Origin of the sequence: Hymenobacter ginkgonis (assembly GCF_009755225.1) — a bacterium.
Lineage (GTDB): Bacteria > Bacteroidota > Bacteroidia > Cytophagales > Hymenobacteraceae > Hymenobacter > Hymenobacter ginkgonis.
Genome location: NZ_WQKZ01000001.1, coordinates 464272 through 484968, shown reverse-complemented (window position 1 = coordinate 484968; position 20697 = coordinate 464272). Strand labels below are relative to the sequence as shown.

Here is a 20697-nt window from a genome sequence, read left to right as displayed (position 1 = left end):
CAGCATGACAGTCGTTTAGGTTAACCACAGCCCTACTATGAACTCCCTTTTCATTCCTAATGCTCACCCGCGCCGCGCCACGTTTGCCGCGCTGGTGGCGGCTCAGGTTTTCCTGCTGCTGGCTATCTGGCTGTTCTACCCCCTCCAGATTTTCCCACGCCTCGGCGAGGTGCTGCGGGCATTGGGTAGCCTCATCACCAGCCAGGGCTTGCTGCAAGAGTTGTGGGCTAGCCTCACCACGGCCTGGCAGGCGCTGGGCATCGCAACGGGGCTAGCGCTGGTGATTTCCTACCTTACGGCGCTGCCGTTTTTCCGGCCGCTGGCCTATGCTGCCAGTAAAATGCGCTACCTCACGCTCACGGGGCTCACGTTTTTCATGGCCTTGCTGCTCAGCTCGGGGCACCAGGTAAAACTAACGGTGCTGGTGTTTGGGGCCACGGTATACCTCGTGACGGGCATGACGCAGGTTATCCTCGGCACCACGCAGGAGGAACTGGACCACGCCCGCACGCTGGGCCTGGGCGAGTGGGGTAGCTTTTGGGAAGTGGTGGTGCGCGGCAAGCTCGCCGCTATGCTCGAAGTAGTGCGCCAAAACTTCGCCATTATCTGGACCTTGATAACGCTCGTGGAAACGCTCTATCAGTCGGAGGGCGGCATCGGCTTGCTACTCTACAAGCAAAATCGCTACCTGCACCTCGACGGCGTGCTAGCCATTCAGCTCGTGATTTTGGCGGTGGGCATGGCGCAAGACTACGCGTTTGAGGCGATTAAGAAAGCCGTATTTCCCTATGCGGGGCTAGGGGCAGCCTGACGCAGGCGCCTCGTCACCCTCCCCCGAAAAGAAGGAGGTAGCCTAACGACTACAACGATATCTTTTTAAATAACAAGCCTAGAAGACCTCCAACTTTACCGCAGCCCCCTTACTAAAGCGCAGGGGACCAGCCGCGCAGGAGTTTTGTGAGGCACCACGTTAGACGATTTTCCCATGACCGCCCTACCCCACTCCTACAAATCACCGCTGCTTACCCTCGACCACGTGTCGATGCGCTACGGCGACGACCTCATCCTACGCGACCTCAATGCCCAGGTGCTCGACGTAATTCGGCCCGGCATCAGCCAGGGGCAGGTGGTGGGCATTTATGGGCGCTCGGGCATTGGCAAGTCGGTGCTGTGCCGGCTGCTGGCGGGCCTGGCAGCCCCAAGCACCGGCACCGTGCTGGTAGGCGAGGCGCAGGAGCCCGTGCAGGCCGGCATGGTGGGCTACGTGCAGCAGCGCTACCCCCTCTTCCTGCACTACTCCTTGCGCGACAACCTCTTGCTGGCCGCTCGCCGCCACCACGACCCAGCCGAGGCCAAGGTGCGGGTCGAACATTATCTCGAACGGTTTGGCCTCTTGGCCCACGCCCGCAAATACCCGGCGCACCTCTCGGGTGGGCAGCGGCAGCGGGCGGCCATTGCGCAACAGCTGCTGTGCTCTGAGCACTTGATTTTGCTTGATGAGCCGTTTTCGGGCCTCGATGTAGCGATGATTGACGAAGTCAAGAAAATCATCGTGGAGGTCACGACCATGGACGAGCTAAACACCGTGCTCATCGTGTCGCACGACATTGCCACCACCACCGCCCTCGCCGACCGCCTCTGGCTACTGGCCCCCGAGCGCAGCCCCGACACCGGCCAGTTGCTGCCCGGCGCTACCCTCAGCCCCCGCCACCAGTACAACCTAGCCCAGCTCGGCCTGGCCTGGCACCCCGCCGTAGAAAGCGAGCCCGAATTTGTGGAATTTGTGGAAGGTATCAAGCAGGAAATCCGGTTGACGTAGGTACTGGCGCGTGTTTGGAAATTGAGAAAACATCATTTCTGTCATGCTGAGCTTGTCGAAGCATCTCTACCGCTTCATTGAAAAGCCGCTCAATGAAGCGGTAGAGATACTTCGACAAGCTCAGCATGACACGAAGGTTGAAACCTCAAACACGTTCTTAGAAATCGCTATATTCGTCGGCGCGGCGGTGTCACTCTGGCCATTGCGCCTGGTTTTATGCGATTTATATTGCTAATCGGGCTGTGGCTGTGGGCTGTGGCATCTCTTGCCCAGCCGGTGCGCCCGCACTACGTCCGAGTGGCTGATTCGCAGCTTTACGTGGAGGAAAGTGGCCACGGCCCGGTGCTGCTCCTGCTGCACGGCGGCCTGCTCGACCACCGCCAATGGGCCCCGCAGGTGCGGGCTTGGAGCCGCCACTTCCGGGTGCTGAACTGCGATATGCGCAAGCACGGCCTCACCCACGACGGCGACTCGACCGTCCTAAGCTCCGACGCCCTAGCCACCGTACTCGACTCGCTGCACGCGCCCACGGCCTACGTGCTAGGCCACTCGCTGGGCAGTGTGGCGGCCCTCGACCTGGCGCTGGCTTACCCCCAGCGGGTGCGCCGACTAGTGCTGGCCGCCCCCGGCCTCATTGGCTACGACCTCAACCACGACTCGGTACTGGTGGCCAACAGCCGCCTGGAAGACGCCGCCCGGCAGCGCCACGACACGCTCAGCTACATCGAGTACTTTGTGCGCTCGTGGGTAGACGGCCCGCACCGCCAGCCCGCCCAAACGCCCCCGGCCCTGCGCGCCCGCGCCACCCAGCTGGTGCGCCAAAACCTTACCCGCCACCAGTGGGCCACCCACCTAAAATTCAGCTACGAACCCACGCCCCGCCAGCGCCTGGCCGAGGTGCAGGCCCCTACCCTGGTGCTGGTGGGCAGCCTCGATATGCAGGATATTCTCACCATCAGCCAGGAGCTAGGGCAGCGGCTGCCACATGTCCGCCGCGTGGTGCTGCCGGGAGCCGCCCATTTGCTCAACCTAGAGCAGCCCCAGCGCTTTACCCGCGAGGTGCAGGCTTTTCTATTGGAAAAGGAAAAGTAGCCTATGCTACCACGGCAATGTCTACTTCTTCGGCACCTAGGGGGCCGGGGTCGTAGCTAAACGGTTCGAGCTGGCCGTGGGCGGCACTGGCAGCTAGGGCTTTTACTTCAGCCATTGGGCAGGTAGTGGTTTGGTTTGGAGAAGGGTAAAACAGGCGTTTCACTCGGAAACGGGCAGTTGCTTCCTCCAACCGTTAGCGGGCGGCTAGGTTTAGGGTTTTGGTGTGATATGGTTTAAACTCAACTAGTAAAATTTCTTTGTATACCGGTAAAGCACGCCAAAGCATCCGGCTCATTTTCAGTATCCTCAATCCAAACGCGAAACATATTATTCAGCATATGCTCTTCACTAATGGCTAAGAAATCAGATAAATCTCTCGACCAATCATGGTGATTCGAAGCTTCGAATTGATTCAATCCTAATTCTAAATCTTGCTCACGAACAGCTAACCTACTTGCTAGGATTGAGTAATTTCTCCTAAAATAATTACGCAGAATAATCTCTGGCGCAGACGATGTTGGCAAGAAATCATAGTACCAATCTATTCTTCTTCTGTCTATTACACTAGCTCCGGCGTCACGTTGGTCCCCATCATAAAGGCCGATTATTTTCAACCAATTGTTTGAAGTTTTAGGCATAGAATATAAAATAGAAGAAATTGCAGATACAGAACCGGCTATAACTATATCAAATCTCCTTGCTAAATCACCATCAAAATGCGCTAATATAATCTTTGCAAAAATCTTACTTGCTAAATCCTCAACAAATAATATACCCGTATAAGAGAAAGAAATTCCAAGAATCATATTCAATTGAAAGTGATTCGGGTTTTCTATGATAGATATTCCGGCAGCACTTTTAGATACTATCTTTATATGGCTTAATGGAACATTAGAAACAATACCCATCGAATGAGTAGTAATAATTGACCATATACCTTTTTTCAGACTAGCATTTGCAACATAATTCATTAAATGAATTTGTGCTTTAGGAGATATAAATGATTCTGGTTCCTCAAGGAAAAGAATAGAATTATTAGCTGCTCGCCTTATAGACCAAATAAGTAAGTGAGCAGCTAACTCCCCTAGGCCCATCATCTCTATTCCATATGAAACACCATTTTCAAGCACTTGAAAATATGGGATAACATCTTCAAAACCACTAACTTCATTTTCACCAAAATCATCTATCTCATAAACATTACACGATTCATAATTTTTACCTGTAACATAAGAAAGAAGATTTAATTCCTCAGCGTCATACTCCACCGACCCGAATGTTTCCAATATTTCTTGTTTATCAGATAAAGAGGAGAAAAAGTCAATTAACCTAGAACTTTTGTTAGCAGATTCTATATAATTTATCTCGGAAGATATTTCTGCACCATTAACTATACCATGTTTTGTATATGAATTTGCATTGCCATTCTCAGAAACACTAACAACTAAGCTAGAGCCACCAAATCTATTTTTAATAGAGTATGGCAAAGGCTCTGAAATATTTTTAATTGACAGCAATAACGCATTAAGCAGAGTTGTTTTTCCAACGCCATTTGCCCCACATATTATTGTTATACCACCAGAGAAAGATAACCTTCCGCTTCCCAAACCTAAGACGTTGGAAAACTCTAGGCCAAGAATCTTACTCTGAAATTGCTTTCTGTACAACCCACGCCAAACATCTAATGCTTTTGCAAAACGCATAATACGAGATTAACAGATTATTCAATATGACCATTCCAACCATTTTCAATCATTTTTGCAACATAATTTTCAGCACTTCCTCTCGCAAATTTTCCATAATTATGTAAACCTTTAGCTATAAAATCAACCTTATCATAATTCATCGGCATGAAACCCATATTATCGCCATCGGAAAATAAGACAAATAATGTCCAGACAACAATATCCCTAGAAAGGACAGATGAAACGTCTGCTACCCGAGCACTCGCTCTATCATTATAAATTGCCATCAAATTACTTTCAAATTCAGTTCCTTTATATTGAATAAATTCATCATCATACATAAAATTAGCTTGACGAACACTAAGAATATTCTTAGAAGATAAACGGAGCCATTCGAAATACCTTGCATATCTTACAAAATACAAGTCATTGAAATGCGGATTATTATGTATATTATCACATATAAACCACATCCACGTATAGAGCGTAGCCTTATTAAATTTAAAAATACCGCTACTAATACTTAAAGCATCATGCAAAAAATAAATCCCTCTTTCAACAAGAGTTATAGTTTTGCCGCTAAATGGCTCATCAAATCTGTATCTATTTGTCAAGCTATAGGCGGTAACTTTTTGCAATAAATCACCAACCTCTAATGAATAGCATACCCTTGCTATAATATCATCATAAGCCATTCTAGAATTTGAAAAGCCTATATCTTCTTTCCCGAGCCCTAAAACATTTAGTAACTCAACTAAACCTTTTATTTGCCCTCTTGCCTCGCCATAAAAAGCATTTCTTTGCTCAGCAGAAGTTAAAGAAACAGGCTGATTAAGCCTGAAAAACAATTCCCCTGGCTCCTGTGGAGAATAATCAGTTATTTTAAAAAGCCGGATTGTAAATTGGTCAAATCTTCGACGCCATTTGTCAGCCAAGTCAATGTAATATAATCCATTTAAATTAAGAATATCATCATTGACAGGGGCAATAGTTCCATCTATATAAAAGATACCATTGACAAAATCCCTTATTGCAGCTAACCTCTGCTGTCCATCTAAAACATCAAGTTTAGATGAATCTTTAACCTCAACTACATGGATAGGAGGTATATGCCAATCTCTAAGTATACTATCAATTAATCTTTGCTTTTTTGCGATACTCCATACTTCTCCTCTCTGGAAATCTGGCTGGAGATTAATATCGCCATCTTGAATACGTTTAATAATCGTACTTATGTCCGGGTCGGATGGTAGTAAGCGCATGTGCGTTCATCTAATGTAAAAATCAAATAGAAGCTCTGTCGCTTCCTATGAGCCGAGCCATCCTAAACATCTTTTATGTATACTTAAGGCATCTCTACTTGTCACACAAGCCCTGTATGTCTGCCGAAGTTTAGGAATCTATCATCAAGTATAAGGCAGAGGAGTGTTAGTGAGTCAGCTTCTTGCTATACTTTACACCCCTACTCCCGCCCCAGCGCCTCGCGGATGCCGCCGATGCCGCCGGCGATATGCTCTAGCTGGGTGAGGACCTGGAGCAGCTGGCCGCCGCTGCTGGCGCGCAGGTTGCGGGCGAAGGTGGCTTTGATGTCGGCCCAGCGGGTGGCGTCGGCGGGAGTTTGCCAGCCGAGCAGCTCGCGGAGCTTGAGCAGGTTGGCTTCGGTGCCGCTGGTGAGGGTCTGGGCTTCGCTGGTGTAGTGGGTGGCGAGCAGGGCCTGGATTTCGGCGTCGTTCTGGATGGGGCTGACTTTTTCGGCCAGCTTGCTCATGTTGCGGTACGAGCCCTGGAGCTTGAAGGGCGGCTCGGTGCGGTAGTCGTTGGCCTGGGCCGCCGAGCGGATATACTCCTCGTTGACGCGGGCCACCACGTCGCGCAGCGTCAGCAGCTTTTGCAGCACGGCCACGTACTCCGCGATTTCCTGGGGCGAGTGGGTGGCCTCGAAGGTGAGGCCGGTGCTGTCGCCGGTTTCGGCCAGGCGCAGCAGCGGGTACACGTCGGCCTGGCTTTTGGCCACGAGGCGGGCCAGGGTGGGGTTGGCCACCAGCGCGTTTTCGATATAGCTGAGCAAAAAGGCGGGCCGGGTGTCGCCGATGATGTCGCCGAGGTTGTAGATGTCGGCGCGGTTGGCGAGCATGTCGGGGATGCGGAACTGCTCGCCCGACTCGGTGTAGGGATTGCCGGCCATCACCACGGCCACCTTGCGGCCCCGGAAATCGTAGGTTTTGGCGCGGCCCTGGTACACGCCCTCTATTTTGCGCTGGGCGTCGCAGAGCGAGATAAACTTCTGCAAAAACTCGGGGTTGCAGTGCTGAATATCATCGAGATATAGCATCACGTTGTCGCCCATCTCGAAGGCCAGGTTGAGCTTCAGCAGCTCTTCGCGGGCGCCGGAGTTGGGGGCCTGGGCGGGGTCTACGCTGACGACGGCGTGGCCGATGGCCGGGCCGTTGATTTTCATAAAAATCAGCCCCAGGCGGTTGGCCACGTATTCGAGCAGGGTGGTTTTGCCGTAGCCGGGCGGCGAAATGAGCAGCAGTAGGCCCATGAGGTCGGTGCGCTTGTCGGCCCCTGCCGTGCCGATTTGCTTGGCCAGGTTGGCCCCGATAAGCGGCAGATACACCTCATCAATGAGCTTATTGCGCACAAACGAGGCCAGCACCCGCGGCCGAAACTCGCTGAGGCGCAGCTCGTCGGCGGCGCGGGCCAGCAGGTCTTTTTTGAGGTGCTGGAAGGCCTCGAACTGCGGCACCACCGTCTGGACGTAGCGGTGCAGCCGCTGCCGAAACTCCGGTAGGTTCAGTACATACGTGCGGTCCTGAATAAGTGGGTGGCTGCCTTGCAGCCCAGTAAGTATTTCGCGCAACGGCGTCTGCACCACGCGGGCCGCATCGTGGGTCGCGGTAACCAGCAGCTGCGCAGCCTCCTCTTGAAAATCAAGTAGCTCCTCCCCTACCCCCGCTTGCTGCGCAAACGACCGCAGCCACTGCCGCACCAGTTGAAACTGCGCGGCGGGCTGGTCGGCCAGCGTCGCCACGGAGCTTGTGTACTGCTCCTGGGCGTTGCGCTCGGCCAGCGAGCGCTGAAATTGCTGCACCAGTTCGCTGGATTCGGCGGCAATGACAAACGTTTCGCCGCGGGTCAACTCATAGAATAGATACTCGCCTGCTTCGGCCACGTCATCCAGCGCAAACAGCCCGGTAGCCTCGGCAAAGTCCGCCACGGCCTGCTGCAATTCCTGCATCAGACCCCGAAACTCGCGCGCATCGGGAAACACTTGCAGCAGCACCCCAATGCCATGCAACTGCCGCTGCCAACTGGTGCGGTTGGCCTCGGGCGCAAAGCGCTGCCAGTAGAGCGCCGCGGCCGCCCGCAGCTTGCTCGGGTAACGCAGCAAGCCGGCGGCGCGCGTGAGGCGCACGAGCGCGGCGAGTAGCACAGCGGCATCGGCATCGTGCACGCCTTTGAGGTAGCCCTCGGCGTAGCGCGGCGCCATAAACTGCTGCACGTAACTCGTTATCTCTTCGGTAGTTAGCTTGGATAACTCTTCGACAGATAATGTGGCAGGCACCTCGCCGTGGGTGGGGGTAGGGCGCTCGGCGGCCTGCATCACCAGCCACGCCAGGTATTCGGCCCGGTACACCGTCGCGTTTTCCGAGGCCACAGTTTGGTCCCACACGGGGCGGGCCGTGAGCACGGCGGGGTCCGTCACTTTCTGGAAGAAATTGGTGCCCGTAAGGTGGTAATGCAGTTCACCATCGCGTAGCACCATGGTAAGGTCCAGCGGCTGGGTGTTAACGGTAAAAGCGTAAGAACCAAACTTTAACGCCTGCCCGCCATCCGTAAACAGCTCGGCGCGGTCTTTGAGCTGGCGCACGGCATCTTCCTTCACCGTTTTGAGGCGGCTCTGCAATTCATCGGCCTTCACGGTGTCACCAAGGGCTAGCAAATCCTGCACCGTTTGGCGCACTTTTTCGACCAGCATATCAGCGGCAAAATAGCCGTTAATATCGGCCAGCGTTTCGAGGCGCGTGAGCCGGTTTTGCACTGCTTTAATAATACGCTCGGCCGATTGCGCCAGCGCCGAAGCCCGTTGATTGCGCGCTTCCACCAAGCTCACCTTGCGCGCCTCAAACGCCTCGTACACCGTTTCGCGGCGCTCCGCAATTTGGGTAAGAAATTGGTCGAAGTCGGGGAATTTACCTTCCAATTCTTCTAGCTGCACCAGCAGCTTAGTGCTGTATTCATCGCACTTAGCAGGCGTATCACTGAGGTCCAGATAATTCACTAAAGCCTGCTCCAGTAGCTTGAGCTGAGCTGTGAATTCGGCCTGCGCCTCGGTGCCAGCCAGCGCCTGCCGTCGCCGTTTCAAGGCCGCCCGAATTTGATTGAAGCCCGCGTAAATCGTGGAAATACTATCGATAATGCGCGTGGTTTGCGTAGGGTCATCCATCGGCAAATTGCCCACTACTTCAATCAGTAGCTCCAGCTCGCTCGATACGGCGTTGGCTTCCTTTTCACGCTCGTTGGCCTCGCTCACTTTCTGTATTTTTTCTACGCTATCGGCGATGGCTTGCACGCGGGTAGCGTAGGGTTTCAGCGCGTCGGGCCGCAGCAGAAATTCGATGGTTTGGCCGGCAACCTGCTTGCTCGTCTCAGCGAGGTCGGTGGCGGCTTTTTCTACAACGGGCACATCTACGTAACGGAGTTCTTTCAGCGAAATCACCTCGCCCCGCGTGGCGCGCAGTTCGGCTAGCAGCCGCACGTATTCGTTAACTTCCGTCACGTCGGCCATGCGGCTGATGCGGGCGCGTAATTCGTCGGCCTGGCTTAGTGCGTGCTGCACGGCCTCGGCCGTGCTCTTTCGGATACCGCGCACTTTATCAAACTCTTCCACCGCCGCCGTAGCCGTTTGCTGAATGTCGCGTAGCGGCTCAGCTAGGTTTTGGGCGTCGGGGTCACCTAGCCAGTAGTACACGTCGGCCAGGGTGGTCGTGCGCCGAATTAGGTCGAGGTATAAGCCCGAATAACTATCCTCTTTGCCTACTAGCGTTAGTACTTCCTGCACTTCCGCCATGGCCCGCACAATCTCCTTGTTGCCTAGCTTATACAGCGCCGAATCCTGCGTCACTGGTAGCTCAAAATCGGGGGCTACGTATGGCGTTTGCCAGATTTGAACCGCGTGGTGCTTTTTGGCTTCGGCATCGGGCCGCAAGTAGCACAATTCCCCATCCTCAAACAAGGCGTAGCCGCTGCACACAATGGGGTTATCTACCCGTTGCGCAATTAGGTTGTACGACAATAATAAATACGTACCGTTCTCCTTATTGTAAAATACATACAGGAAGTCCTCCCCGTTAGGCGATGCAATGCGCTTCTCAAACAGCATGTCGCGCAAGCTATTTTCGAATAATTTTCCTTCGCCAGTTTGTAAATAAAACCCGTGCGGAAAAATCAGCCCTTGGCCGTCGGGTAGCAGTACGCAAGCGTCAGCCAGGGCGTCGAGGCGCTGGGCCGTGCGCAGCTTACTATTGAACAAGAAATACCGGTACGCCTGCTCTTGGTAAGGCCGAATTTTCAACAGAATTAAATTGTCAATTACGGCGTACTGAATTTCGGAATCGTCAAGTGTCTGGTCTTTATCAGCTACTGGCTCGGCCAATATTCCGCGGCCGGTTTCGGTATTATTCTCAACTTTAATAGTTAAGTCGCCTCCGATTGTTTCAACAAAAACCTTGTTTTCGATGCTAATATGCGGGTATTTGCCAGCCACTTGCATATCGCGCGTGGCGCGCTTCCAGGTGAATTCGTGCTGCGCCGGAAATGTATACTCGTGGTCGCTGCGATTGTCGAGGTAGGTAAGCGTATCATCCTTCAGCAGCCACTTAAAAGTCTTGATATCATTCGGGGTTTTACCCACCCGAAATATCATGAATAAATGTGGCCCTAGCACCGCAAATTTCACAAATTGGGTGCTCTTATAATACCGGTATAAATTCCGAAATTCCTCTAAAAATTGCGAGCTTTCCAGCAGCTTCAAATCTAGCGACCGAAACTCACGGTTGGTATATTCATATACCCCGAAAACATCGCTCAATTCCGTTTCCGTTTTCAAGCCAATTACGACGTTGAAACCAAAGATGAATTTGTTACCCACCGGCACCATATCCCACGGCACGCAATTATTGGTGGTCGTGATGCGCGTCGTTCCGAGCAAGCGTGTATCGATGGCCCCGAATACAGTTTTGCGTTCAATATTCAATTTTTCGAGCCGCGCTTGCAGGTCAGCGCCGCTCCTTTGCAAACGGCTGCGAAGGATTTCGTAGGTACCGCCTTCGAGTTGGGGAGTGGGTTCCATAGGAGGGGAATTGCCCCATTGGTTAGCATCCACTCCTACTAGAAGTTGGCTAGCCAATGGGGCAACTAAGGGAGAATTAACATCTTTATTTCAAATCAATCGACTTCACCGATTTATCGCTTATCCCCAGGGCTGCTGCTGTACTAGCCAGCTGCGAAATCGTGCTTCGCGTAGTTTCATCACCCGCTTTATTCATCATTTGCAGGAGTAGCGCAGAGACACTCAGGTTTTTCATGTCTTCGCTGCTCAGGCCAAATTGATTGACAAATTTTCGCAGGTTGGTTTTGAAATCGCCGCCCCTATTGTGGTCAAAAAATGTGCCTTTCACCGTGCTAAGCACCTCACTGTTGTGCACGGCACGGTCGATAGATTTGCCTTTCGTAATGGACCCAATAATCTGGTCGAAGAACATAGTTTCGCCGCCAACGATGTCAATTTTAGCGGCTTTCAAGGCTGCCCCAATCACGTCGGCTTGCGAGGCCGCAATATCCTTTTGGATATTGATTTGAGCCAGTTCCACTGACTTTTCTTTGTCTAGGCGCAGTTTGAATTCTTCGTGGTCTTTGCCTACCCCGTCGAGTTTTTTCATGGCGTCGGCCTTGGCTTCAATACCCTTAGCTTCAACGGTGAATTTCTGTTCATTGACAACAGCTTCTGCTAAGCCTTTTTTCTGGTCAGCGACGGCACGGGCTTCTACCACGTTCGCATCAGCGAGGCCTTTTTCGCGGTTGACTTTGGCGGCAACAAAGCCGATTTTTTCGTCGGCTTCAGCCTGGGCAGTGGCTTTGACTTGAATGGCCTGGGCTTCGGCGGCCGAGGTAAGTTGCATCACGGCGGCGTGGGTTTCACCTTCTTTCTGGTGCGCCACGGCTTTGGCCTGCATTACCTGGGCCTCGGCTAGGCCCACGGCGGCGGCTTTGCTAGCCTCGGCATCGGCCATGATGCGGATACCTTGGGCACGATGGTCGGCGGCCGTACGCTCGCCCTCGGCGTCTATTACAACCTGCTTCGCGCGGAATTCTGCCGCTTGCTTTTCCATCTCGGCAGTACCAACGAAGTTGATGGTGCTGGTTTCGTTTAGCTGCTGGGCGGCAGTCACGGCCACCAACTTTTCACGGTCAGCCTGGGCCTGAGCGCGGGTATCTTTAATGCGTTCTTCTTCCTGCACGGTCGCTTTTTCTACCGTAATGCGCTCGCGGATGATTACCTGAATATTCTTGCGCTCCTCTTCCAGCGCCTTATCTTTTTCGATTTGGGCCAGGGCCACCATGCGCTCGCGCTCATTGGCTTCCAAGGCTTTGGCCTGGGCTACCCGCTCGGTTTCGATGGCGTCGGTGCGCTGTTTGTTGCGCTCAGCCACCAAGATTTGCCGGTCGCGGTTTTGCTCCGAAACCTTAATTTCTTCCTCCGTAACGATGCGCGCCTTCTCGCCTTTCAGGCGCTCTTCCTGACGCACTTTTTCGGTTTCGGCAGCTTCGCGAGCTTTTATGCTGGCAATTTCGCGGTACTGCTTTTCCTGATTCTCGGCCAGTTGTTTTTCGAGCTGCAAGATGGTTTCCTGAGCTTCTACATCTTGCTTTTTAATCGTTTTCTGCTGGTCGCGCTGAATCTGATTGGCTTGGATTTTCTGCTCCGACGTCAGCGCAATAATCTTCTTAATGCCTTCCGCATCCAAAATATTATCCTGGTTGAGCGACGACAAAGGCGTTTGCTCCAAGTAATCAATGGCACAATCGTCGAGCACATAGCCGTTCAAATCGGTACCAATAATGCGCAGAATTTCCTGCTTGAATTGCTCGCGTGAATTATATAATTCAATAAAATCAAAGTGCTTGCCCACCGTTTTCAGCGCTTCCGAAAACTTGGCGTCAAACAGCGCTTCGAGGGCTAGCGGGTCGGACGCCCGATGCGCGCCAATGCTTTGTGCTACGTTTACTACATCGTCGTGCGTTTTATTTACCCGCACGAAAAAATTCACCTTCACGTCGGCGCGCATGTTGTCTTTGCACACCAAGCCTTCGGCCCCCGCGCGGGAGATGATGATAGTTTTTAACTTAATATCCATTACCTCCAGCTTGTGCAGCACAGGCACAATAAGGATACCGGAAAAGGACACTTTAGTATCGCCCATACCAGTGCGTACCAGGGCTTCGCCTTGCACAGCCTTCTGGTACATACGGGCCACAATAGCAATAAATCCAATTAATAAGACGCCGAGCACCAATAAAACAGCCCAGGAAATTTGTGTAACCATGAGAAAAAGTAAAAATGCCGAATAGGTAAAAATTGAAATGGAAATTCAAAATCAGGAAGTAAAATCTTCGCCTTAATGCAGCCTTAAGGGATTGCTACCCCATGGTATACGCCTCTATTAAGTAGCAGCGCCGCTGGGCATCGTAATCAATTACCAGGGCGGATTCGCCTTTTGCCAGCGCGCGCGACAAGGCACGCACGTTGAGCATGAGCGGCGCACCGTCGATGTGCACAGTAGCCTGGCCGAGTTGGTCGGTGGTGGCGGGTAGCAGCACGGTGCACACTTTGCCTAGGGCAACAGCACCGCCGTCGTGGTCTTTTTCGAGCGCTGCAAACAGTTTGACGAAGGGTAGCGTCAGGAATTTGGCCAGAAAAATACTTCCCACAAATAGCGGCAGCAGAAATGCCAGTCCCCGCAGCAGCGACGTGTTGCCGGTGTAGTAATTGGCCAGGATACTGCCCACCCACAGCGGCAGCGCCACGAAGCTGATAAATACCATCAGCGGGATGCGACCTAGGTTGAAAAATGCCAGTGCGCCATTAAGCCAGTCGGAGTCGCCGCTGGGTAGGTGGGCCCCATCCGTATGCACCTCCAGGTGGCCTCCGAGGTGCAGGTCGGCCGTTTTAAAGTCCAGCAATCCGACAATAACCGTGAGCCAGTACAACAGTACAAACACCAGCAACCCGGTGGCAACCAGGTTGGGGGGTAGTACGGCAGCTTGTAAAAGTTCAGTCATAAAGTAAGCGCCTTCCAGTCGAGGTAACTATCGCTGGCTAGCTCCATTCATTACACGGCGTAGGCCTATCTAGTAAGGCCAAGCTTGGCTTTGAGGGCTTGTAAGTCTTCGGCCGCCTGCCCTACCCCTGCCTGCCCGATGGCCTTATCAATCTCGGCATCAACGCTCTTGCTCTCCTGCGCAAGCTCACCGTACGACTCGGCCAGCGCCTCCTGCACGGCTACTTTTTCCTTCATGCGTTCGAGCAAGGCTACTGTTCCCGACGAGTCGAGCTGCGCCAATTGCTTGTTGATGTTGACGGTGGCGGTGCTCACCACGACGCGGGCTTTAAGGGTTTTCAGTTCGTTTTCCCACTGGCTGATGGTGGCTTTTAGTGTCTGCACGCTCTGGTCGAGTTGGGCGGCCGACTGCTCAAACCTGGCTTGGTCCTGGGCTGAGCGGGTAGCGTGGGTTTCGTTTTCAGCTTTTTTGAGCAGCGCCTCAGTGGCAAGGCGGTCAGCTTCGGCGGGGTCGAGGTCGCCTTTGTGGGCGCGTTGCAGCAGCAATACGGCCTTATTTTCATAATCGGCGGCCTTGGCGCGGAAGGCTTCAGTTTCGTTGCGGGCACGGATAGCCATAGCCTTCACTTCGGCCAAGCCATGAAGGGCTTTGTCTAGGTCTTGGCGCAGGTCGCGCAGGCCTTGCTCGGTGAGGTTGATGGGGTCTTCGAGCTGATTGACAGCGGCGTGGGCTTCCGACTGTCCGATTTTGAAAAGGCGCTGCAAGATATTCATGTCGCAGAAAATGAGGAGGGTAAGACTTGGAAAACTAAGTCAGCGCACAATCAAAATTTTTGAGCTACTGAGCTGAAAGGCAAGGAGAAGTATAGGAGGTAACTAAGCAATTATAGTCGTTATCTATGGCTGAGTTAAGAGCGCTCGGCTTTACCGGCTCAGCCCCGGTAAAAGTAGCGCAAACTCCGACATATAATTAGAAAGCGCTTGCGCTTAATGTTGCACTTTGACGCTAAGATTCTTCAGTAGCTACCCCGCGAAGGGAAACCTTATAATGCATTGCCAACCTGTTTGCAACGCTTCACTAGCCGCGGCAAAGCGACTCTTGGTCAATAGCAGTTTTCCAATTCACGTCGCCCCTATATTTATTGGCGTATTAATACTTGGCAAGGTTCTATTTTGCTACATAACTGCCTCGCTATTTCGCACGACATCACCGCCCTTGCCGACCACCTCTGGCTGCTGCCCCCTGGGGTAGCGCTGGCACCAGCTGGCTACCGCCTGGCACTACCCCCGTCCCCCGCCACCAGTTTAATTCGGCTCAGTGCAACCTGGTTTAGCACCCAACGTGGAGTCCACACTTGAATTCACTTAGTATTCGTGGCCGAGAAGTAGGCAGGAAATACGGGGCAGCTAGCGCGTATGGCGCTAACTATTAAACCAGCTAAACCAACGAGCGGTGGCGAGGCTAGCGGGTTAAGTACCTTGGCGGCATGAAGCAACTCTTACCGTTTTTGTTAGCTGTACTACCCTCTTTTAGCTGTGCGCAATCCGCCTTTCCTTTTCCAGATAAACTTCCGGTAAAAGCGCCCGTTTCACCGCCTTCGGTGCCAGCGCTTACCTTGAATTTTTCGCCTCTCGCTACGCTCGACCCAAATACTAGCACGCTACTTTTTGGCGTTGAATACCGCCTAAGCCAGCGGATAGGGGTAGCGGCAGAATATGGCGCCCGCTTTCGCCCGCTTCAACTCACTGGCTTCGGCCTGACCAAGAATAAAAACGATTACCACTACTACAAAATTAAGGCGGAGGTGCGCTACTACTTGCCGCCCATCGATAAGCACCCGCACCAGGAGATATATATGGCGCTGCAACCGTTCTTCGTGCCGCAGACCTATACCCGCTACAACGATAACTACGTTGTGAACGACATTCACATCGGCTACGACCGGGCCGATGTCAAGAAAACGGTAACGGGCCTAGATTTTAAGCTGGGCTTCATTTGGCACTACGGCCCCAGCTGGCAGCTCGAAGTAGGCGGCGGCCTGGGCATCCGCCACGTTTCCGTGGCTTACCAAACCGACCGCGAGTTTTTGGAGCAACGAGCTAATCAGTTTCAGGTCAACATGTTCAACCAAAGCGAAAAGCCCGGCTCGGGCCTCGATTTTGACGTGGCCACCGTATGCAAAGTCGGCTACCGTTTTGGCCTGCCGCGGCGGTAGCCAATGGCTGCATAGCCGCTACGGGTCCCTACCCCCTCGTTAGTTTCTGAGCGGTTAGTGCCTGGGCACCAGCCACGGGCTACCCAGTATTTTACTTGCTTCTGCCGCTAGCTATTGCTTTCGGCCTAGTTTAGGCGGGTCTGGCACCCAGGTTTGCCCAATACTTGGTTGGGCTTAAAACTAAAATTGGGGGAGGCAGGCTACGTGGTAGGTAGCCTGCCTCCCCCAATTTTAGCTTTAAGCTCGGTGCTAGCTAAGAATGTACATTCACGACGCCGGCGCCGACATCGGCTTTATCGGGCACGAAAAGCTGGAGCATAGGGTCTAGCACCACCACCTTTTGGAGCAGGCCCGGGTCGAGGTGAAACAGGGTTTCGTCATTCAGCTGATGAAGCAGCTGCTCGTTACGCATTGCCGGGCCGCCGGGCTGCTCGGCCACGCTGGGCGTTTTGGCAATAGTGCCAGTAATAACTGGTTTGGGCCGCAGGCTCTGCAACATGCTCAGGCTGGGCGCGAAGAAGTACTCGCCGCCTCGCATAGTGATGAAGTCGCCGAAGGGCACGTCTTTTCTAGTGTTGGCGCCGTAGCCAGTGGGCCAGTGGTACACAGTAGCTCCCGCGGGCTGGCCAATAAGGGGGTCTTTGCCCGTGCCGGGTTGCGAAAAATCGGGGCTGTTCACCCACGACTGCTGCACAAATTCAAACTGGTTGGCTATGTTGGCCACGTAGCACATAAACAGCAGCCCTACCCCCCCCGTTGGCTGGTCCTCGGGCTTATCGGATAAGTCGCCGTTGGCATCACGGATGCGGGGCTTATCCTCGAAGGGAATCCCGCGGCGCACCAGTCGTTTGTCTTTATTAAACACTGGCCCGGCGCCGTCGGTGCGCGCCGCCGACTTGCGGATGTGCGCAAAGAATGGGCATTTCGACGCGCTGTTTGGGTCAGCAAAATCGAAGTTGTTCTCCTGGTGCCCCAGCGGCGGATTAGTGGCATCGCCGTGCAGCATTACCGGTGTGCCGTCCTCGAAGCGGCCCACGGCCCAGGCGCCAATCAGCTCGGCTTGCTCGGCTTGGGCTTCCGTCCAGGTGGCTTCGTTAGCAGGCAGGTTGAAGACGGCTTTGGCCACCTCTTTCTCGCGGGTTTTGAAGCCGCGCACGTTCTGCTCCAGCTTTCTAAACACGAAGTAGCTGCCCATACTGTTGGCATCTTTGCCGCCGGGGTCGGCCACCAGCATCAGCGAAGGCGTGGCCTGGGGGTTCCACTTAGTGCGGTCGCCCGGGGCGGGCAGCTCGTTGGCAAAAAACACCGGCTGGCTGATGCCGTCCACATAGTTATTGTGCTCAATGCCTTCGCCTTTGGCGTTGCGCAGCACCACGCCGCGCTCCACGGCTACCACATCGGCCTTGCCCATCAACGACAGCTTGATGGCCCGTGTAAGCGAGCGGGCCTGGTGGACGTCGGCATCGGCAATAAGCACCATGGCGTGAATCACGCCGTTGGCGCCGTTCAGGCCGGGGCTCCAAGTGGACGGGTTAGGGTCTTTTAGCGCCGGGCCGGAGGCCTTCATGCCAGCCCGGAATTTATCGGTAGTGACACCCGGCATTTTGTCTGCCACGCCCAGGTATTTGTAGCCTTCGGCCGACAAAAAAAACGACGTGAAGATGCTACCCGGAATACGCTCGTCGTGAAACAGTTGGGTTTCGTCGAACTGCTTGCGAGCCGTGGTTACGAAGACGCTGCTGAAGTTGGCAATCCAGGTGCGCACCGCGTTAGTCTGCCCAGTTTTGAAGCTCAAAAACAGGTTGAAGGTAAACTGCCGGCCGTGGCCTTTCAGGATGTTGCCCTGCAAGTCGCTGAGGATGGGGTCGGCGGGATTAACGGGAAATTGGGAGAGAAACTGGGCTGCTGGCATATGCATGGACGGGTAAAGGGTGGAATACAGTATCAACTTGCCCGCTAAGCACTGATGCTTCGGGGCCCACCCGCGGCACTTGCCGCCAATAAGCAGGCTTCAGGGCAACTAAGTCATTATTTTAAGCGGCAGCTACTCTCTTTTCTCAGCCCCTGCTGGCCCTACCCTCTTCCTAATCGCCCTACCTCACTGCCATCATTCACTACGATTGCAACCTCTTCATTGTATTTTCAGAAAGCATCGCAAAAGTATGGCTACCCCCTCCCACGCGCATCAGTGCCAACACTGAATATCAATTAAATAGCCACCTTGCTCCCTTCAGGCGCATAAGCCAGTAGTAGCCCGCTGGGTCGCGTTGGCTTCGCTAAGCCCTACCCCCTCACCATGTGCACGTGCGGAATCCCGTCTTCCAGATACCCTTCGCCTTCCTGCACAAAGCCAAAGCTTTCGTAGAAAGCCAGTAAATACTGCTGCGCCCCAATCTTGATGGGCTGCCGCCCAAACTGCGCCTCGCACTGGGCAATGGCCTCGTGCAGCAGCTGCCGGCCCAAGCCGTGGCCCCGGTGGCGCGGCGACGTCACGACCCGCCCAATGCTGGCCTGCGCGTAGCTACGCCCCGCCGCAAACAAGCGGGCATACGCCGCCAGCTCGCCCGCTTCGGTGTGGCCCAGCAGGTGCAGGGCGGCCTGGTCGTGCCCATCAATATCCTGGAAGGCGCAGGTTTGCTCTACTACAAAGACTTCGCTGCGGAGCTGTAACAGGGCGTAGAGTTCGGCAAGCGTGAGGGTGTCGAAAGGCTTGGTAGTCCAGTGCAGGGGCATTCGCGGGGGTAGGTTAGTCGGTTGAAGGCACAAAGAAAGTCGGCAAGATTTTCTATTTTAAATCAAGAAGCTACGTAGCCCTGATTCAGCCCTCTCCTATCGAAATAACAGGCGTCGCATACTAATTTGATTTTAGCGAATTCTTCCGACTCATCGTTCCACTCACCAATTCCCCTAGCACTTCATCGCAAGCGTCGCACCAGGCATTGAGTGCTTCGTTTGCGTAGGTTGCATTAGGGTCCGTATCGAAGGGTTCGTAGAAGCCGACCGGTGTATGCAGATTCAGATGCTGACAGACGTAGGCAGGGTAGCGCGCTCCATGCGTACCACACGCTACTACTTTTTGAGTATCACTCATTAATTACGGGTTAAAAATTCGAAAGGTAGCAGCCGCTGCCTGCCGTTCTTTGCAGCCGTAAAAGCCACTCTACCCATGCCCACCGGAACCCTGCTCCTCATCGACGACGAAGCGCGCTTGCGCCAGCTACTGGCGCAAGTTTTGGAGCTGGAAGGCTACACTGTGGTGCAAGCGCCCGACGCCTACCGGGGCCTGGCGCTGCTGGGCCAGCACGCGGCCGAGGTGCTGGTGGTGCTCAGCGACGTGAAGCTGCCCGATGCCCACGGCGTCGATTTGCTACCCCGCTTTAAGGCGCTGGCGCCCGAGGCCGAGGTGGTGCTGCTTACGGCCTTCGGCACCATTCCCGACGGAGTGCGGGCCATGAAGCAGGGCGCATTTGACTACCTCACAAAGGGCGATTTTGAGCAGCAGCTGGTGGTAGTGGTAGAGCGCGCCGCCGAAAAAGCGCGCCTGCGCCGCCGCGTAGCCGAGCTCGAAAAGCGTATGGGCCAGGCGCATACCTTTGAGAGCATGATAGGCGAGGCGCCCGCCCTGCGCCGCGCCCAAGACCTGGCCCGCCAGGTGGCACCCACCGACAGCACCGTGCTGCTCGAAGGCCCTACCGGCGCGGGCAAGGAGCTGTTTGCCCAGGCGCTGCACCAGGCCAGCGGGCGCAAAAGCAAGCCCTTCGTAGCCGTCAACTGCTCAGCCTTCCCCAAAGATTTGCTCGAATCGGAGCTGTTTGGCTACAAAAAAGGGGCCTTCACGGGGGCACTTGCCGATAAAAAAGGCCTGCTCGAAGAAGCTAACGGTGGCACACTGTTTCTAGACGAAATCGGCGAACTGGAGCTGAACGTGCAGGCTAAGTTTCTGCGGGTGCTGGAGCTGCAACAGTTCACCAAGCTTGGCGACACCAAGCCGACGAGCGTGAACGTGCGCCTAGTGGCCGCTACTAATCGCAATCTTAAGCAGGAGGCTGCCGAAGGGCGCTTTCGGCCCGACTTGTACTACCGGCTGTCGGTGTTTACCATCGTGGTGCCGCCGCTCAGCGCCCGCCCGACCGATGTGCCACTGCTAGCCGCGTTTTTCTTGCAACATTTCGCCGCACGGCTAGCTAAGCGCCTACCCGGCTTCGAGCCCGAAACCCTGGACTTATTGCAGCGCTACCCCTGGCCTGGCAATGTGCGCGAACTCAAAAACGTGCTGGAGCGCGCCGCCATTTTGGCCCCGGTGGGCCAGCCGCTGGCAGCAACGTACCTGCCCGATGAGTTTCACGTGGGGCGCCCTACTCCCCCACTGGCCGACGACGAAAGCCTGCGCGGGTTGGAAGCCCGGCATATCCGCAAGCTCATGGGCGAGCTAAGCGGCAATAAGCCCGAGGTGGCCAAAAAGCTGGGGATAGGGCTCACTACGCTCTACCGGAAGCTGCAGGAGTATGGGGTAGAGGGGTAGGGCGCCCGCCAGGATAGCC

At 54.3% G+C, this 20697-nt stretch carries 13 protein-coding genes; 5 read left to right on the top strand and 8 right to left on the bottom strand.

Annotation, left to right across the window (positions count from 1 at the left end; genetic code table 11):
• The first annotated feature begins 37 nt into the window (after nt 1-37).
• The 3 genes from GO988_RS01890 to GO988_RS01880 all read left to right on the top strand — a co-directional run bounded on the left by GO988_RS01890 (nt 38) and on the right by GO988_RS01880 (nt 2911).
• Nucleotides 38-811 carry an ABC transporter permease gene (locus GO988_RS01890; RefSeq protein WP_157561837.1) on the top strand — a complete coding sequence of 258 codons (774 nt, stop codon included), beginning with the start codon at nt 38-40 and terminating at the stop codon, nt 809-811.
• Between the two features lie 174 nt (nt 812-985).
• Entirely contained in the window at nt 986-1819 is an 834-nt protein-coding gene (locus GO988_RS01885) for an ATP-binding cassette domain-containing protein (protein ID WP_157561836.1), read from the top strand.
• 216 nt (nt 1820-2035) lie between these two features.
• Complete coding sequence (locus GO988_RS01880) at nt 2036-2911, top strand: alpha/beta fold hydrolase (protein WP_157561835.1); 876 nt, start codon at nt 2036-2038, stop codon at nt 2909-2911.
• A 239-nt stretch (nt 2912-3150) separates the two neighbouring features.
• On the opposite strand, the gene GO988_RS01870 is transcribed toward GO988_RS01880, so the two are convergent.
• From GO988_RS01870 to GO988_RS01845, 6 genes are all read right to left on the bottom strand, one after another.
• Nucleotides 3151-4614 (bottom strand): ATP-dependent nuclease, encoded by a 1464-nt coding sequence (locus tag GO988_RS01870; RefSeq protein WP_157561834.1) that lies wholly within the window; start codon nt 4612-4614, stop codon nt 3151-3153.
• A gap of 17 nt (nt 4615-4631) precedes the next feature.
• Nucleotides 4632-5858, bottom strand: coding sequence for a DUF262 domain-containing protein (locus tag GO988_RS01865; RefSeq protein ID WP_157561833.1), 1227 nt, complete (start codon nt 5856-5858; stop codon nt 4632-4634).
• Nucleotides 5859-6058: 200 nt separating this feature from the next.
• Nucleotides 6059-10951 carry a DNA repair ATPase gene (locus tag GO988_RS01860; RefSeq protein ID WP_157561832.1) on the bottom strand — a complete coding sequence of 1631 codons (4893 nt, stop codon included), beginning with the start codon at nt 10949-10951 and terminating at the stop codon, nt 6059-6061.
• Between the two features lie 85 nt (nt 10952-11036).
• Nucleotides 11037-13205 carry a flotillin family protein gene (locus GO988_RS01855; RefSeq protein ID WP_157561831.1) on the bottom strand — a complete coding sequence of 723 codons (2169 nt, stop codon included), beginning with the start codon at nt 13203-13205 and terminating at the stop codon, nt 11037-11039.
• A 94-nt stretch (nt 13206-13299) separates the two neighbouring features.
• A complete protein-coding gene (locus tag GO988_RS01850; protein WP_157561830.1) occupies nt 13300-13941 on the bottom strand; it encodes a hypothetical protein in 642 nt (213 codons plus the stop codon).
• Between the two features lie 65 nt (nt 13942-14006).
• Nucleotides 14007-14714: a PspA/IM30 family protein gene (locus GO988_RS01845; protein ID WP_157561829.1), complete on the bottom strand. Its 708-nt coding sequence runs from the start codon at nt 14712-14714 to the stop codon at nt 14007-14009.
• Between the two features lie 842 nt (nt 14715-15556).
• On the opposite strand from GO988_RS01845, the gene GO988_RS01840 reads away from it, so the two are divergent.
• A complete protein-coding gene (locus tag GO988_RS01840; RefSeq protein ID WP_198172466.1) occupies nt 15557-16156 on the top strand; it encodes a DUF3575 domain-containing protein in 600 nt (199 codons plus the stop codon).
• Nucleotides 16157-16409: 253 nt separating this feature from the next.
• Here the strand turns inward: GO988_RS01840 and GO988_RS01835 are convergent, their stop codons facing one another.
• Complete coding sequence (locus GO988_RS01835; protein ID WP_157561827.1) at nt 16410-18074, bottom strand: Dyp-type peroxidase; 1665 nt, start codon at nt 18072-18074, stop codon at nt 16410-16412.
• A gap of 365 nt (nt 18075-18439) precedes the next feature.
• Nucleotides 18440-18889: a GNAT family N-acetyltransferase gene (locus GO988_RS01830; protein ID WP_157561826.1), complete on the bottom strand. Its 450-nt coding sequence runs from the start codon at nt 18887-18889 to the stop codon at nt 18440-18442.
• 433 nt (nt 18890-19322) lie between these two features.
• Between GO988_RS01830 and GO988_RS01825 the strand changes: the two genes are divergently transcribed.
• Nucleotides 19323-20678 (top strand): sigma-54-dependent transcriptional regulator, encoded by a 1356-nt coding sequence (locus tag GO988_RS01825; protein ID WP_157561825.1) that lies wholly within the window; start codon nt 19323-19325, stop codon nt 20676-20678.
• The last annotated feature ends 19 nt before the right edge of the window (nt 20679-20697 follow it).

What these genes read in the sequence shown, in the direction of transcription:
- GO988_RS01890 (WP_157561837.1), top strand. Translation starts at nt 38, where the DNA reads ATGAACTCCCTTTTCATTCCTAATGCTCACCCGCGCCGCGCCACGTTT.
- GO988_RS01885 (WP_157561836.1), top strand. Translation starts at nt 986, where the DNA reads ATGACCGCCCTACCCCACTCCTACAAATCACCGCTGCTTACCCTCGAC.
- GO988_RS01880 (WP_157561835.1), top strand. Translation starts at nt 2,036, where the DNA reads ATGCGATTTATATTGCTAATCGGGCTGTGGCTGTGGGCTGTGGCATCT.
- GO988_RS01870 (WP_157561834.1), bottom strand. Translation starts at nt 4,614, where the DNA reads ATGCGTTTTGCAAAAGCATTAGATGTTTGGCGTGGGTTGTACAGAAAG.
- GO988_RS01865 (WP_157561833.1), bottom strand. Translation starts at nt 5,858, where the DNA reads ATGCGCTTACTACCATCCGACCCGGACATAAGTACGATTATTAAACGT.
- GO988_RS01860 (WP_157561832.1), bottom strand. Translation starts at nt 10,951, where the DNA reads ATGGAACCCACTCCCCAACTCGAAGGCGGTACCTACGAAATCCTTCGC.
- GO988_RS01855 (WP_157561831.1), bottom strand. Translation starts at nt 13,205, where the DNA reads ATGGTTACACAAATTTCCTGGGCTGTTTTATTGGTGCTCGGCGTCTTA.
- GO988_RS01850 (WP_157561830.1), bottom strand. Translation starts at nt 13,941, where the DNA reads ATGACTGAACTTTTACAAGCTGCCGTACTACCCCCCAACCTGGTTGCC.
- GO988_RS01845 (WP_157561829.1), bottom strand. Translation starts at nt 14,714, where the DNA reads ATGAATATCTTGCAGCGCCTTTTCAAAATCGGACAGTCGGAAGCCCAC.
- GO988_RS01835 (WP_157561827.1), bottom strand. Translation starts at nt 18,074, where the DNA reads ATGCATATGCCAGCAGCCCAGTTTCTCTCCCAATTTCCCGTTAATCCC.
- GO988_RS01830 (WP_157561826.1), bottom strand. Translation starts at nt 18,889, where the DNA reads ATGCCCCTGCACTGGACTACCAAGCCTTTCGACACCCTCACGCTTGCC.
- GO988_RS01825 (WP_157561825.1), top strand. Translation starts at nt 19,323, where the DNA reads ATGCCCACCGGAACCCTGCTCCTCATCGACGACGAAGCGCGCTTGCGC.